The following is a 13,564-nucleotide window of genomic DNA, read 5'->3' as shown; positions in this document are numbered from 1 at the left end:
AATAACGCCATGTCCAACACTCCATGACCCCTCGCTCATCAAAGCAAGGGGCGAGTTCAACATGGGTCACTTCTCAGTGGAAATTTGTGCCCCTCCCGGGTCACTTCTCAGCGGCAATCAACAATGGCGAGGTCACGCAGCGACTGGTCGAGGCCCTGCGCCGGCAAATCGAGCGCAATCTGCTTGTCATCGCGAGCAGCAACGCATTGGGGAACAGTGAGAACGCTGCCCGCCATCAAGGCGGCAAGGACGGATTGAAGCTGGGTTCTGGACGTCATGGTACATACCTCCCTGGCGCCCTGTGACAGGACGCTCATGGCCGTGGGGACGCCGACGGACGCAAAGACCCGACAAAAATTTTTGAATGGGAATGCTCGCCCGCAAGACGGCGAGCGGTGGCGCGAAGGTCAGCCCGGCCCGTGAGCCTGGCAGAAACTTACAGCTCCACCGCTGCGCGCCCGCCCCAAAGCCTTCTCCCCTCTCGTTTCATGAGACCGGACTGCGCCGCTGCAATCGGCGACAAACAGCAGCGGCGAGGAAATGGGATCGAAGCTTGCAGCGTAAGGAGGGGCTGTCGGGTTCGCGGACGGGAGGTCAGCGTGGCCGCAGGACGATCATGTCGCGTTCGCGCACGACGTCGAGATCATCGAGAGCGGCAAGCGTCTGCGCGAAGCTGCCGGGATCGTCGGTACGCAAGCCACCGATCAGACGGCGTCCGCCGATATCCGCGTCGGCAAGCCGGATCTGGATCCGGTTGGTCTGGTTGAGGCGTTCAACCGCTTGCGCCACGGTCACCCCGTCGAGCCCGAGCAACGCAGGATGGCTCGCGACCGACGCGGTGGTTGGCGTCGGCTTGGGTTCGGGCGTGCCAGGCAGCACAATGGATTGTCCGGCCCCCAGGGTCCGGCTCATCCCGCCAGCAACTGCCGCGCTCGCATGGCCCGATACCAGCAAGATTCTGTTAGTGTCGGGCATGGCAACCACTTCAACAACCGCCTCGCGCGTTATCGCCGATAGACCGGCGGTGCGAATTTCGAGCGCGCGCGCATTGTTCGGAGCCACGTGGATCCGCGCTGCTCCCTGCTCAACGTCGATCCGCCTTGTCCTGCCATCAAACTGCGCGCGGGCAAGTGCTGCCCCGTTGAGCGTCAGCGAACTTCCATCGGGCAACGACCATGTGCGGGTTTCGCCTGGAGCGGTACGATAGGTCTGCGCTTCAACCGTCGTACCGAAACTGATTGCGGGCATGGTCCCGACAAACCGCACGGTCATCAGGCCCACGCCTAACAGGACAAGCAGCGACATCGCGGCAATATGCGTGTTCCGGCGCAGGTGCAGCGGCGCACGGGCTAAAGTCCGCGCGCGCCCGATGGTCGTACGGCCAAGCATCAGGCTGTCGCGCCAGGCGCGGTCGGCCTCGGCATAGGCCAGGCGATGGCGCAAGTCGCGGGCCAGCCAGGTTTCGAATTCGGCAGGGTGCTCGCCTGCCCACTCGGCCTCGTTGCGCGCGAGCCAGTCGGCAGCTTCCTTGCGGATGCTCTCGGGAATTTGCTTGCGAGCCACGCGCGTCAGCCGTCGTCGAGGTGACGGGCGAGTTGCTGGATGGCCCGGCTCATCTGCTTTTCCACGGCGCGCACGCTCAACCCCGTCTGTTCGGCGATCTCTGCATAACTATAGCCATCGAGCCGGCGGGCAAGAAACACATTCCGCGTCAGCGGCTTGAGCCGTCCCAACGCAAGTTCAAGACGGGCAAGCCGGTCGCGTGCCTCAAGATGCGAAACAGGATCCGGCCCGGACAAGGTGACATCGTCCAGCGACACATGGGCTGAAGTGCTCCGGCGCGCCGCCGTACGATGGTTGTCACGCAGCGCATTGCGGGCTGCTTCGGCAAGGTAACCGGCGGGTGCCTCGATCTGCGCGACGGCTTCCCGGCGACCGGCCAGACGCACGAAAACCTGCTGGACGATATCTTCGGCCTGATCGATCCCGGCGCGGCGGACAAGCCGTCGCAGGAGCGAGGGCCGTTCGGCGCGATAGATCACGTCGAGACGACCGGCCGCCAGCCCGTCAAGCGGATCAGGCAGCAATCCGCACACGCAAGCCTGCGCATCATGGTCGCATGAATTGCCTGCCGCCAGCCGCTTCATCGAATGCCAGAGCCCCCGCGATCGAGGCGCTCCGGCGAAAGGCCGGACTCTGAGAACGCATTCGAAAAACGCGCGCCATTGCCTTTAGCCCCGAAAGGCCTGGACATAAGCAACGGCAATCCGGCCGATCATGGCGGCAAAGGTGAAACTCTTTTCCGAACGAGGTTCTCAGGCCTCGGCGCAACGCGCAAGCGCGCTACGCCGTTGAAATCTATGACACGGTGGTTGCACCCGCAACCGTTTTGTCATCGCGACAGCGCTAAAAGGGTTGCGGGCGCGTCTTCCAGTGGCACGAACAGGCGGGTCTGGAAGCGGATGATCTCGGTGAAGCACCCTTTCGCCTTGTACCAGTCCAGCCGGGTCGCAGACCAGCCCGTGAGCTCCAGTCGCTGGCTTCCATTGACGAGGCTGCGCCTGATCATCAGCGGGTCAGCGCTGGCGAACTCCATGGCGCGACCGCTCGCGAGCACGGCCTCGACAAGCACATTCGGAGCAAGCGGCGCAATCACCCCGAAACCCAGAGCCCGGCACAACGCCGGAACATGCGCCGCCGGGACTTCCCGTCCAAGGAGCGAGCGGCCATCGCGGGCGGACAACCGCGCGACCCGCACATGGTCGGATGGCAACTTGTCCCAGACCGGCAGCAACAGCCCGGTCGCCAGATGAAGGCGTTCGTGCCGGAGCGTTGCCGAGGCTTCGGTGACTTCGTGTTGCCAGGCCTCCCGAAACGCGCCCGCATCGACTGGCTCCCAGCTGCTGTCGGCAAGGTCGTCGGCGTTGAGGAACGTGCGCTTCAGGGGCCGGACCAGCTCGTAGCGCCGGATCCGCGCGCCCTCATCGCTAAGCAGACTGCGCGCTGGAACGACCAGCGCAACGCCGCCGGACCGGGTGTTGCGAACCGGCCGGTGCTGGGGATCGGCAAGCGTATGCAACGCTTCCAGCCGTTCGAGCGGCATGGGCCTGAGCGCACGGGCAATCGAGAGTTCCAGCAGATGCGTGGTCGCACCCGAAGTCGCATCGGTCCGCAGTAGCGTATCGGACAGCACCTCAAAGTTCTCGACCGCAATCGTCTCGACGCCAAGATCGAGGGTGCCGGCGGCGCGCGCCGCGTCGACCCGCGCCTCGACCAGCCCCAGGAACTCGTCGAAGATGCCGTTCTGCAGGGCAATCGGCAGTGCCAGGATTCGGTTGAGCCAGCGCTGGATCGGCGGAAGATCGTCGCTGAGCGATCCATCTTCGTTTTCGATTCTGAGGCCGGTCAGCGCCTGGAAGCGATCGAGCGACACGGCATCCAGCTTGCCCTGAAAAAGCAACCCGAACCAGCGCTGCAGGGCTTCGCGCGCGTAGCTGCTCTCGAGATTGTCGGCCGGGTCGAACAGGTTCTGCCCGCCGGTCTGGCGCTGACCGCGCGTCAGCGCGCCGAGGCTGTCGAGGCGGCGTGCGATTGTCGAGATGAAGCGCCGCTCCCCGCGCACGTCGGTCGTGACCGGACGGAACAGCGGCGCCGATGCCTGGTTGGTCCGGTTGGTGCGTCCCAACCCCTGGATCGCGGCATCGGCCCGCCAGCCGGGTTCGAGCAGGAAGTGGACCCGCCGCGCCTGGTTCTTTGCTGCAAGATCGGCATGGTAGCTGCGGCCAGTGCCGCCAGCGTCGGAAAACACGAGGATCCGCTTCTCCCCATCCATGAAGGATTTTGTCTCGGCGAGGTTAGCGCGCGGGCTGCGCGACTGAAGCTTCTGCCGCCCGTCGGCCGCGACGATCAGCCTCCGGCTACGCCCGGTAACTTCGGCAACGTGATCGACGCCAAACCGCTCGATGATTGCATCGAGCGCAGGCGCGATGGGCGGCAGCGCACAGAGCTGCTCGATCATGCGGTCGCGCGCGGCGACTGCGGCGCGGCACAGTACGGGATGGCCCTCTGCGTCGCTCATCGGCTCGGAGCGTGGATTGCCGTTCTCATCGGTGAAGACCGACATCAGGCGCACCGGGAAGCTCTTCTCGAGGTACTGAACCACCGCCTCGCGCGGTGACAGATCGATCTCGAGCGCTTCGCGCTCGGCTTCGGAGAGGTCGGCAAGGCGCCGATCGAGCATGGCCTCCGATGTCGAGACGAGTTGAACGACGACGGCATGATCGGCGGCGAGAGCGGCCTCGATCGCGGGCAGCAGGCTGGGCAGTTTGAGAGCGAGCAGCAGCTGCGCGAAGAAGCGTTGCTTGGTGCCTTCGAAGATCGAGAGCGCGGCGGATTTTGCGCCGCTGTTAAGGGTGCCCCCGCCATCGCTGTCGACGATCCGCGTGGCTTCCAATGCCTCGGAAAGGTTGGCGTGGATGATCGCCCAGGCGTCAGCGTAGGCGTCGTAGACTGCAACCTGATCAGGTGTCAGGGCGTGCTCGAGGATTTCATATTCGACGCCGGCAAAGGAGAGGGCGCGCGCAGCGTAGAGCCCGAGAGCCTTGAGGTCTCTTGCCACCAGTTCCATGGCCGCGATCCCGCCTGCGCGAATGTCGGCGACGAAGGCTTCGCGATTGGCGAAAGCCGTTTCCGGCCCCCACAGGCCAAGCCGGGTCGCATAGGCCAGGTTGTTGACGTCCGACGCCCCGGTGGCTGACGCGTAGAGCACCCGTGCGCGCGGCAGGAGGTTCTGCAACCGCACCCCGGCCACCCCCTGCTCCGATCCCTTGCTACGCCCGCGCGCGCCCTCGCCGCCCGCAGCATTGGCCATAGCGTGCGCTTCGTCGAAGACGAGGACGCCCGAAAAGTCGGCCCCTGCCCAGCCGAGGAGCTGGTCGAGCCGCGTCGCGTCGTTTCGGCCCGATCGCAGCGTCGGGTACGTGACGAACAGAATGCCTTCGCCCATCGACACAGGCGTTCCGAGTTTCCAGCTGCCGAGCGGCTGAATGTCGATCGGCAAGCCACCGAGCGCTGCCCAGTCGCGGCGCGCGTCTTCAAGGAGAGCTTCATTCTTCGACACCCAGATGTGCCTGCGCTCTCCCCTCACCCAGCGATCGAGAATGACGCTCGCGACCTGGCGGCCCTTGCCCGCCCCGGTCCCATCGCCAAGGAAGTAGCCCATCCTGTAGGACGCGCCATCGGCATCGGGAGCGAGCATGCAGCCTCTGTCTTCCGGAATGAACTTCCCAGGCAGGTCACGCGCGTGCGCGCTCGCGGCGTAGATCAACGTTTCAAGTTGCGCACGCGACAGCATACCGTTGGCGACCAGCCCATCAGGTAATTGCGGGATCTGGCCCGGGACGGGCGCGGAGATCGAGCCCATTGCCACAGATTCCACGAGTGGCGTCGGATGCTCTGCCGCGCCCTCGATGCGGATACGGCTCGGCCGATAGGGCAGATAGTGCCCGACCTGCTCGGCGAGCGGGGCGGGCTCGACCAGTGCGTCGAACGCGCAGGCAACCGCGCCCGTGGTCTTGATCGCAGCGGGTGGAGGCATGACCACGGCCTTACTTCGTCCCGACGGCAACAGCGGAAGCCGTCGGACAGGCAGCACCGGTGCGGTCGCAGTCCGATGACTGTGGCGTTGCCCAATGCCTGCCACCAGCGCGGCCAGCCGCTCGAGGTCACAGGTCCTCGCGATCACCGGCTTTCCCGTGCGATCGGCCTTGTCGATCACGACAAGCCGCGTCGTGATCGATGTGCCCTGGCGGACGAAGGCGCGATCCAAGGCCAGATTGGCCCGCAAGGTTGCCGGGCCGTGCAATGTCGGCAGGAAACGGTGGCAGTCGAACCATTCGGGCAGGATTGCAACCAGTCGGCCTCCGTGACCGAGGCGCTTCCAGGCCGAACGGACGTGCCGGGCTGCAGTCTGCCCGTCATGGCCGCGTTCGAGCCCATGAGAATAGGGCGGGTTCATCAGCACGACCGAAGGCACGATTGCGGGTTCGAGCAGGTCGTCGATCAGTTCGCCATCGTGATCGGTAATCCTTGCCTGCGGAAACAAAGCCCCGAGGCACTCGCGCCGCAGGGGAGAAATCTCGTTGAGTACCAGCCGGGCGCCGGCCTTGGCCGCCCAGACCGCCAGCATGCCCGTGCCGGCGGAAGGCTCGATCACGCATTCGCCAGCCGCGATCTCCGCAGCGCGCGCGGCAAGCCAGGCGAGCCGGGGCGGCGTGGCGAACTGCTGCAGTTCGATCTGCTCCTCGCTCCGGACAGTCTGGCTCGGCACCAGGCCGCTGGCGATTTCGACAAGACCATTGACCACCACCGGGTCTGCGTTCGGGCTGAGGCGGTCGTTGCCCTGGACCCAGAGCACCTGGCCAAGCTCGACAACCGCGTGGGCCTCGCGCACGGACCAGCGACCTTCGGCATCGCTGCCCCCAAAGGCATCCCGCATGATGGCATTGAGAACGCCGCGATCGACGCGCTGGACAGCCGTCAGCCGCGCGGAAACCGCACGCGCAGCCGCCAGCACCGGCGGCTCGGCAGGACAATCGAAAGCAAGAGCGAGACTGGAACCGGACATGGGACCTCCTGACGAAGCCCAGATGCTGTCAGGGCTTCACTGGCCCCGGCCGCCTTCTCTCCTCTCAATGTTCGGCCTCATGATGACAGTCGCATTGCGCGCAGGACGTCGTTCCAGTCGGAGCCAACCACCTCGGGCCGTTGAATGTGCAATCTGACCGGACGGTCTGCATAGAGGCGTCGCGCGCGCGCTACGGCAATCTCCCCGCCGGCATCGGCATCAACACAGAGGTACAGGTCCGTCACGGTTTCGGGGACCGTTACCGTCCCGAAACGCTCGTTCCCAAGCACAGCCCAGCACGGCATCGTAAAGAGCTGTGCGGCCGACAGCGCGGTCTCCACACCTTCGGCAAGGCCGAGTTTGCCCTCGAATGGCCATCCCAGCCGCACGGCACCCGTTCCGAGGTTGCCGAGTGCGCGCCTGGCACCTTCCACGGCGGCCTTGCCGCTTCCATCCGGCGTCAGAAATGTGCGGTGAATGGCGATGACGCCCAGGTCAGTCCTGACCGCCGCGAGCATGGCGGGCAGGAAGCGGACCGCGCCGCGTGGCCCTAACGGCGTGCGCGGATGAAAGCGCAGTTCCGGCGAGCACGTTTCGATGCTGCGTCCCGCGAGGTAAGCGGCAGCCGCGCTCCCCGCGATGCCGTGCGCTTGCTTCCAGAGCCGGACAGCGTTGCGATCTGGCGCAGCCTTGCGTGGCTCCGTCGCGGGACTCGGCCACGGTTCCACCTCCGAGCCGAACAGATCGGCCATTTTCACGCCCTGTCGAGCGAGGGCTGCGATCACCGTGACGGTGGCGCAACCCGCAAAGCAGTGCAGCAGAACGGCCTGTCTACCAACGGAGATACTGAGAGAAGGCGTGCGATCGGCATGGGCAGGACATCGGCACATGCCGTGCGTCCTCATCCATTTGCCGCCAAGTACCTCCACCAGTCGGCGTGCGTGTGCTTCGATTTCACTGGTGATCGAATCTGCTGTCATTGATGGGCTCCAGAAGCTCTACCCCTTCTCGACGGCAGCCTCCGCTCTGCCCGCATAATCCGTTTTGAGACTCAATGTGTTCCTTTTATGTTCTACTCCAGGTCAGGCAGGAACGGAACACGGTATGACGAATATGCTCTCCCGAAGCTTCAGCAGTGCCTTGGTTTTTCTGCCCCCCGCCCTTGCATGGGCAGCACCGATCGCTTCAGCCGCTCGTGCCAATGTGTTGCAACAACCTGATGTGGCCGTGTACATCGACCGGCAGTCGAACTTCGTGCTGGTAACGCACCAGGTTGGCGTCGGACGCGCCGCCGTGCCAGCAACTCCAGATCAATTCGATCAGCACAGCCGGGGCACCAATGTTGAACGTGCTGCCGCGCCTCACAGACTTCCTGAAGTTATTCGCCGCCAGGCATATCTCGGAGCTGTCTCCGCTGCTGAAGCGAGATACGCCCTTCCCGCAGGTCTCTTAGATGCGGTGGTTTGGACTGAATCTCGCTACAATCCCTATGCGGTCAGTACAGCAGGCGCCGTCGGGCTTGGCCAGCTGATGTCCGGCACGGCGCGCGAAATGGGCGTTCGGGATCGACTGGACGCGCTGGCGAACCTTGACGGCGCGGGTCGCTACCTGCGGCTCCTGATTGACAAGTTCGGTCTCGTCCACCTAGCGCTCGCCGCGTACAACGCAGGTCCAGCGGCGGTAGAGCGCGCGCGGGGCATACCGTTGAACGGGCAGACGCCGAGATATGTAAGGGACGTGCTGCGCCGGTGGAAATTCTGAACCGAGGGTCATTGTGAGCAACGCGCGCATTCGTGTGGTTGGCAAACTTGGCAGAGCCTCGCGGGGGCTGACGCTGACGACTGCGGAAAACGAGATCTGGGTCATCGAGACGGACCAAGCGCATGAAGAGTTTCATGGATTGTCAGTGGTGGTCGAGGGAACCGTTACAGGATTCGACCGCTTGCGTGCCGACTGGCTGGGCCCGCATGCGTTGTAACTGTTTGACCAGCAGCCGCTAGCTCAGGCAATAGCGCCCCCAGTCGGCCATCAAGCCTTTTCGCTTTTCCAGATATTTGGTGCGCCGATATGCTGCTTCCACCTTATTGGAAACGGTATGGGCCAGCGCGGCCTCGGCCACCTCTCCTGGATAGGAAGTCTCTTCCGCAGCCCAGTCGCGGAATGCTGAACGGAAACCATGTACTGTGTAGTCGAGATCCATTTTTCTGAGGATCGCGAGAAGGGTCATGTCCGAAAGCGGCTTTCTGGATTTCTGCCCCGGAAAGACTAGGTCACATCTCTCAGCCTTGTACCTTTTGGCGCGCTGGATCACGTCAATCGCTCCTTCCGAGAGCGGTACCTGGTGGGCTTCTCCAGCTTTCATTCTGCCAGCAGGGATCGACCAGATCTTTCTGGTTAGATCAAATTCAGCCCACGCTGCGCCCCGCACCTCACCAGAACGGCTAGCTGTGAGAATAAGGAATTCGAGAGCCAGTCGGCTTACGGTGCAACGCTGGCGGAGGGTGGTCAGGAACGCCGATATCTCGGAAAAAGGCATTGCTGCGAAGTGTCGATCTTTGCGGGGCTGCTTGGGCAAGCCTCGCGCCAATGATCGCAATGGAGCCTCACTCGAGCGGTGCCCCTCAGCATAGGCCCAGTCCAGGACGGCGCCGATACGCTGACGCAGGCGCCTTGCGGTCTCAGGCTTTGACAGCCAGATTTTGGCAAGAACGTCTCGGATCATGGGACCGTCAACATCAGAGACGAGCAGATCACCGAGGGCTGGAAAGGCATAGGTCTCCAGCGTCCTGAGCCACTGGACCTGGTGCTTGCCGTTCTTCCAGGTCGACTTGTGCTCGTCGAAGACACGCAGTGCAGCGGCTTTGAACGTCGGCACCTTTCGTTGTGCCTTCTTCCGTTCAAGCAGCGGGTCCAGCCCTGCCCTCGCCTGCTTGCGCAGTTCCGCTGCCGCGTCTCGCGCCTCGGCCAGGGAGACAAAGTCCAGCGACCCCAGACCGATGTCGCGACGCTTGCCAGCAATCTGGATCCTTAACATCCAGCTGCCCTTACCTGCACCAGCGAGATCGAGGATCAGCCCGTCACCGTCAGAATACCGTCCCGGTTCCTTGAGGTTGCGCACTTTCAGAGCGGTAAGATTTCCCATGGCTCCGCCTAACTATTTCCCCACACCGCCCCCCACACTCTCCTCTGGATGCACTTGAACATACAGAGAACATAGCAGACCTCAGGACGCGAGAAAACGCCTGATTTCCGGGGCTTTTTGGATCTTAGCGGATGTCAGCGGAAGTAGGACTTGGCGGAGAGGGTGGGATTCGAACCCACGGTACGGTTGCCCGTACACCGCATTTCGAGTGCGGCGCATTCGACCACTCTGCCACCTCTCCGCGAAGTGTCGTTGAGAGCGAAAGGTGCGCTCCCGGTCGAGGAAGCGCGCCGTTAGCGCATGGTTTTCGCCTTGCCAAGCAGAAAGGTGCGACAATCCACAGGGGCTTGCTTGTTTCGCACCTGCGTCAAACCTATATTGCCAGTCATGCAGCGAGCGAGTTTCTTTTCGCCACAGGCCGGACGGCGCCTTTCAGCCCCTCCCGTTGCCGAGGCCCGGTTCGGAATCGGCGATGTCGTGAAGCACCGCCTGTTCGATTTTCGGGGCGTGGTGGTCGATATCGATCCGGTCTTCGCCAACAGCGAGGAATGGTACGAATCGATTCCGGCGGACATGCGCCCGAAACGGGACCAGCCCTTTTATCATCTGCTCGCCGAAAACGACGAGAACAGCTACGTCGCCTATGTCAGCCAGCAGAACCTCATCGCCGACGCGGAGGCAGGCCCGGTGGAGCATCCCTCGCTCGAGGATATGTTCGATGGGTTCCGCAATGGCCGCTACCGCCTGCGTCGCGGCCTGTCGCACTGATAGGGCGACACTGATGCGGTGAGCGCCGGGGCAGCCTGCCCCGGCCCCTCCTCAGTTCTTCAGCTTCCAGCCTGAGCGCAGCAGCGCGTAGATCGCGATGGCCAGCACAAGGTTGAGCACGCCAAGCCCCAGCGCGCCGTGAAGGACCGCGGCATTGGTGTCGCCGATGTCGCTCTGCCCCAGGAAGCCGAAGCGGAAACCCGAGATCACGTAGAAGATCGGGTTCACCCGGCTGATCGTCTGGAACGCGGGAGCAAGGTTGTCGATCACATAGAACGTGCCCGACAGCATCGACATGGGCGTGATCACGAAGTTGGTGACCGCCGCCAGATGATCGAACTTTTCCGCCCAGATCGACGTGACCACCCCGATCAGCGCCAGCAGGACCGCGCCCATCAGACCGAACCAGACGATCGCCCAGGGGTGACGCGCCTCAAGATGGACACCGGGCCACAACATCATCGCCGCCGCCACCGCCAGCCCCACCAGCACGGCCCGCGTTACCGCCGCGCCGACCAGAGCGGCCAGCAATTCGCCTTCGGAGATCGGCGGCATCAGGTAATCGATGATCGTGCCCTGGATCTTGCCGCCCACGAACCCGAAGCTGGCATTGGCGAACGAATTGTTGATCATGCCCATCGCGATCAGGCCCGGCGCGACGAAGCTGGCGAAGGGCACGCCCAGCACCACGCGGTTGCCGCCGCCAAGCGCGAGCGTGAAGATCACCAGATAGAGCAGCGTCGTCACCGCCGGTGCCCAGATCGTCTGGGTCTGCACCTTGAAGAAACGGCGGACCTCCTTCATATAGAGGGTCCACAGCCCGAGCCGGTTGAAACTGCGGAACAGCGGTTCGCCCGGCGCCGGGAAGCCTCCGGTACGAAGGGTATCCACGGTCTGGGGAGCAGCCCCTCCACGGGGCATCGGTTGATCGGCCATGCGCAGTGCGGTATCGCGCCGCCGGGTCGATGGCAAGCTATGGGACGCGGACGGATCCATTCCGTGTCCCCTGAAGGAATTGTGTAGGCATGAGCTGGACGGAAGAGCGCATCGAGAAGCTGACCAAGATGTGGGAAGGCGGCGCCACCGCCAGCCAGATCGCGGAAGAGCTTGGCGGCGTCAGCCGCAACGCCGTGATCGGCAAGGCGCACCGCCTGGGCCTCAAGGCGCGGCCTTCCCCGGTCAAGCCCAACGACAAGACCGAAAGCCCGGCGCCCAAGGCGGCCAAGCCAGCGCCAGCACCGGCGGCGGAACCGCGTCCCGCGCCGGCACCCCGCGCAGTTGCGCCCACCCCCGCGCCTTCGGCGCCGGCACCCGCACCCCGTCCGGCCCCTGCTCCGGCTCCGGTGGCTGCGGCTCCTGCCGCGGGTGATGCCCCCACGCCGCCCGCCACGCCCCAGCCGCGCATCGTATCGGTCGGCCCCGGCGGGTTTCTCCGTCAGGGTCCTGGCGACCAGCAGGCGCCGATCCCGCCCGCGCCGCCGCGCCGCCTCGTGCCCGCGCGTCCCAGCCCGGAAATCTCGAGCAAGACCAGCCTGCTCGATTTGAACGACCGCATCTGCCGCTGGCCGATGGGCCATCCGGGCGAGCCGGACTTCCATTTCTGCGGCGACAAGGTGAACCCCGGTTTCCCCTATTGCGTCCAGCACTGCGGCCGCGCGTACCAGGCGCAACTGCCGCGCGGCCATCGTCGCCCTCCCCCGCCGATGCCGTTCGGCGGCCCGCGCGTACGCTGATCGCGGCGCCGGCAAGCGCTTGTAGACGAAAGTTCCATTTCCGAGAGGACGGCGGAAGGGGCGCGGTTAAGCCTGCGCCCATGCTGCCGTCCTCTCGTTGATGAGCGATCACGATTCAGGCGATAGCGCGCGGCCCAGCCGCTGGCGGCAGTGGTTCGGACTTGGCCACGATTCGGGCGATGGCGACAACAAGGGCGCCTCGCCTCCGATCGCGGCGCCCGACACGCCGGGCTACCGCGATCCCACCGCACGCGAGATCTGGCTGCCGGCCAAGCGGCGGATGCTGGGCAAGGTTGCCGATTTCCTGATCGACCACGATCTTGAAATCCTGCCCTACACGCTCGGCATCGCCTATGATTGCGTGACGGGCGCCCGCCCGCGTCTCGCCCAGATGATCCTGGAGCGCACCGAAAAGGGCCTGCCGCTCACCTTGCGCTGGCTTGAAGAAGTCGGCCGCGACCTTGGTCCGGACAAGGCAGAGGAAACGCTGCACGCGCTGATCGGCCAGCTGGAGGAAGGGCTGGAGGACTTCGGGGACACCATGCAGGGAGCGCGCACGGCGACCAGCGAATACAACACCGCGCTGCAACGCCATGTCGATGACCTGCACGGCGTCACGTCCACCGACGCGGCGATCGCGGAGCTGACCTTGCTCACCCGCGCCATGATGGAACGGACGCGCGCCGTCGAAAGCGACCTTGCCGAGAGCGAAAAGCGCGCGCAGGACCTTCAGGCGACCTTGGAAGAAACCCGACGCGCCGCCGATCAGGACCACCTGACCGGGCTGCCCAACCGCCGCGCCTTCGACCATCTGTTCGGCCGGGAACTGCGCGAGGCGCGCGTCGCCGGCGATGCGCTGTGCGTCGCCTTCTGTGACATCGACCACTTCAAGCGGATCAACGACACCCACGGCCATCCGGCCGGCGACCGCGTGCTCAAGGTGGACGCTGGACCGCATTTCGAATTCGCGCTGCCACGTCGCGCGGCACGGCGGCGAGGAATTCGCGGTGCTGTTCCGCGGCCAGACACTGGCGCAAGCCTGGGCGAAGCTCGACATCGCGCGTGCAGAAATCGCCGAGCGCCGGCTCATCAATCGCGCGACCGACATGCCGTTCGGCCGGATCACGTTTTCCGGCGGGCTGGCCGACGTGTTTGCCTATCCCGGCAAGAGCGCGGCGATGAAGGCGGCGGACGAAGCGCTTTATGCCGCCAAGGACGCCGGCCGCAACCAGATCATAATGGCGGGAAGCCCATCCCCCACACCGGCCAGGAAGGCGGCCTGAACGCGGTGTGCAG

Annotated in this window: 12 protein-coding genes, 1 tRNA gene and 1 pseudogene; 6 read left to right on the top strand and 8 right to left on the bottom strand. The window is 64.7% G+C overall.

What is annotated here, in order from left to right; all coding sequences use genetic code 11:
• Positions 1-107: 107 nt before the first annotated feature.
• The 5 genes from OLX02_RS18705 to OLX02_RS18685 all read right to left on the bottom strand — a co-directional run bounded on the left by OLX02_RS18705 (position 108) and on the right by OLX02_RS18685 (position 7,605).
• On the bottom strand, positions 108-278 hold the full coding sequence (locus OLX02_RS18705; protein ID WP_264425294.1) for a hypothetical protein: 171 nt from the start codon (positions 276-278) through the stop codon (positions 108-110).
• 316 nt (positions 279-594) lie between these two features.
• Complete coding sequence (locus OLX02_RS18700; protein WP_264425292.1) at positions 595-1,563, bottom strand: FecR family protein; 969 nt, start codon at positions 1,561-1,563, stop codon at positions 595-597.
• Between the two features lie 5 nt (positions 1,564-1,568).
• A complete protein-coding gene (locus OLX02_RS18695) occupies positions 1,569-2,147 on the bottom strand; it encodes an RNA polymerase sigma factor (RefSeq protein WP_264425290.1) in 579 nt (192 codons plus the stop codon).
• 245 nt (positions 2,148-2,392) lie between these two features.
• A complete protein-coding gene (locus OLX02_RS18690) occupies positions 2,393-6,625 on the bottom strand; it encodes a strawberry notch family protein (protein WP_264425288.1) in 4,233 nt (1,410 codons plus the stop codon).
• A 77-nt stretch (positions 6,626-6,702) separates the two neighbouring features.
• Complete coding sequence (locus OLX02_RS18685) at positions 6,703-7,605, bottom strand: toprim domain-containing protein (protein WP_264425286.1); 903 nt, start codon at positions 7,603-7,605, stop codon at positions 6,703-6,705.
• 124 nt (positions 7,606-7,729) lie between these two features.
• Between OLX02_RS18685 and OLX02_RS18680 the strand changes: the two genes are divergently transcribed.
• Both OLX02_RS18680 and OLX02_RS18675 read left to right on the top strand, forming a co-directional pair.
• On the top strand, positions 7,730-8,386 hold the full coding sequence (locus tag OLX02_RS18680) for a lytic transglycosylase domain-containing protein (RefSeq protein WP_264425283.1): 657 nt from the start codon (positions 7,730-7,732) through the stop codon (positions 8,384-8,386).
• Positions 8,387-8,399: 13 nt separating this feature from the next.
• The gene (locus OLX02_RS18675; RefSeq protein WP_264425279.1) at positions 8,400-8,603 is read left to right on the top strand and encodes a DUF5818 domain-containing protein; all 204 of its coding nucleotides are present in this window, start codon (positions 8,400-8,402) and stop codon (positions 8,601-8,603) included.
• Positions 8,604-8,621: 18 nt separating this feature from the next.
• Here OLX02_RS18675 and OLX02_RS18670 read toward each other — a convergent pair whose 3' ends face one another.
• Together OLX02_RS18670 and OLX02_RS18665 are read right to left on the bottom strand one after the other, a co-directional pair.
• The gene (locus OLX02_RS18670) at positions 8,622-9,767 is read right to left on the bottom strand and encodes a tyrosine-type recombinase/integrase (RefSeq protein ID WP_264425277.1); all 1,146 of its coding nucleotides are present in this window, start codon (positions 9,765-9,767) and stop codon (positions 8,622-8,624) included.
• Between the two features lie 151 nt (positions 9,768-9,918).
• A tRNA-Ser gene (locus OLX02_RS18665) sits at positions 9,919-10,008 on the bottom strand.
• Positions 10,009-10,154: 146 nt separating this feature from the next.
• On the opposite strand from OLX02_RS18665, the gene hspQ reads away from it, so the two are divergent.
• The gene (hspQ, locus tag OLX02_RS18660) at positions 10,155-10,535 is read left to right on the top strand and encodes a heat shock protein HspQ (protein ID WP_264425275.1); all 381 of its coding nucleotides are present in this window, start codon (positions 10,155-10,157) and stop codon (positions 10,533-10,535) included.
• Positions 10,536-10,586: 51 nt separating this feature from the next.
• On the opposite strand, the gene OLX02_RS18655 is transcribed toward hspQ, so the two are convergent.
• Positions 10,587-11,471 carry an ABC transporter permease gene (locus OLX02_RS18655; protein WP_264425273.1) on the bottom strand — a complete coding sequence of 295 codons (885 nt, stop codon included), beginning with the start codon at positions 11,469-11,471 and terminating at the stop codon, positions 10,587-10,589.
• An 89-nt stretch (positions 11,472-11,560) separates the two neighbouring features.
• Here OLX02_RS18655 and OLX02_RS18650 point away from each other — a divergent pair, with 89 nt between their 5' ends.
• The 3 genes and pseudogenes from OLX02_RS18650 to OLX02_RS18640 all read left to right on the top strand — a co-directional run bounded on the left by OLX02_RS18650 (position 11,561) and on the right by OLX02_RS18640 (position 13,551).
• Complete coding sequence (locus OLX02_RS18650) at positions 11,561-12,268, top strand: GcrA family cell cycle regulator (protein ID WP_264425271.1); 708 nt, start codon at positions 11,561-11,563, stop codon at positions 12,266-12,268.
• A 100-nt stretch (positions 12,269-12,368) separates the two neighbouring features.
• A pseudogene (locus OLX02_RS20175) lies at positions 12,369-13,151 on the top strand (GGDEF domain-containing protein); the annotation flags it as partial.
• On the top strand, positions 13,120-13,551 hold the full coding sequence (locus tag OLX02_RS18640) for a diguanylate cyclase (RefSeq protein ID WP_264425301.1): 432 nt from the start codon (positions 13,120-13,122) through the stop codon (positions 13,549-13,551). The pseudogene OLX02_RS20175 and the gene OLX02_RS18640, both read left to right, overlap by 32 nt.
• The last annotated feature ends 13 nt before the right edge of the window (positions 13,552-13,564 follow it).

The sequence above is a fragment of the Novosphingobium sp. KCTC 2891 genome, from assembly GCF_025938155.1.
Taxonomy (GTDB): domain Bacteria; phylum Pseudomonadota; class Alphaproteobacteria; order Sphingomonadales; family Sphingomonadaceae; genus Novosphingobium.
Note: the sequence above shows the minus strand (reverse complement) of the source record. Positions and strands in the feature narration are given on the sequence as shown.

Bases quoted from the DNA above. Each gene is read 5' to 3' on its own strand.
- OLX02_RS18705 (WP_264425294.1), bottom strand. From the start codon at position 278: ATGACGTCCAGAACCCAGCTTCAATCCGTCCTTGCCGCCTTGATGGCG.
- OLX02_RS18695 (WP_264425290.1), bottom strand. From the start codon at position 2,147: ATGAAGCGGCTGGCGGCAGGCAATTCATGCGACCATGATGCGCAGGCT.
- OLX02_RS18690 (WP_264425288.1), bottom strand. From the start codon at position 6,625: ATGTCCGGTTCCAGTCTCGCTCTTGCTTTCGATTGTCCTGCCGAGCCG.
- OLX02_RS18685 (WP_264425286.1), bottom strand. From the start codon at position 7,605: ATGACAGCAGATTCGATCACCAGTGAAATCGAAGCACACGCACGCCGA.
- OLX02_RS18680 (WP_264425283.1), top strand. From the start codon at position 7,730: ATGACGAATATGCTCTCCCGAAGCTTCAGCAGTGCCTTGGTTTTTCTG.
- OLX02_RS18670 (WP_264425277.1), bottom strand. From the start codon at position 9,767: ATGGGAAATCTTACCGCTCTGAAAGTGCGCAACCTCAAGGAACCGGGA.
- hspQ (WP_264425275.1), top strand. From the start codon at position 10,155: ATGCAGCGAGCGAGTTTCTTTTCGCCACAGGCCGGACGGCGCCTTTCA.
- OLX02_RS18655 (WP_264425273.1), bottom strand. From the start codon at position 11,471: ATGGCCGATCAACCGATGCCCCGTGGAGGGGCTGCTCCCCAGACCGTG.
- OLX02_RS18650 (WP_264425271.1), top strand. From the start codon at position 11,561: ATGAGCTGGACGGAAGAGCGCATCGAGAAGCTGACCAAGATGTGGGAA.
- OLX02_RS18640 (WP_264425301.1), top strand. From the start codon at position 13,120: ATGCGCTGTGCGTCGCCTTCTGTGACATCGACCACTTCAAGCGGATCA.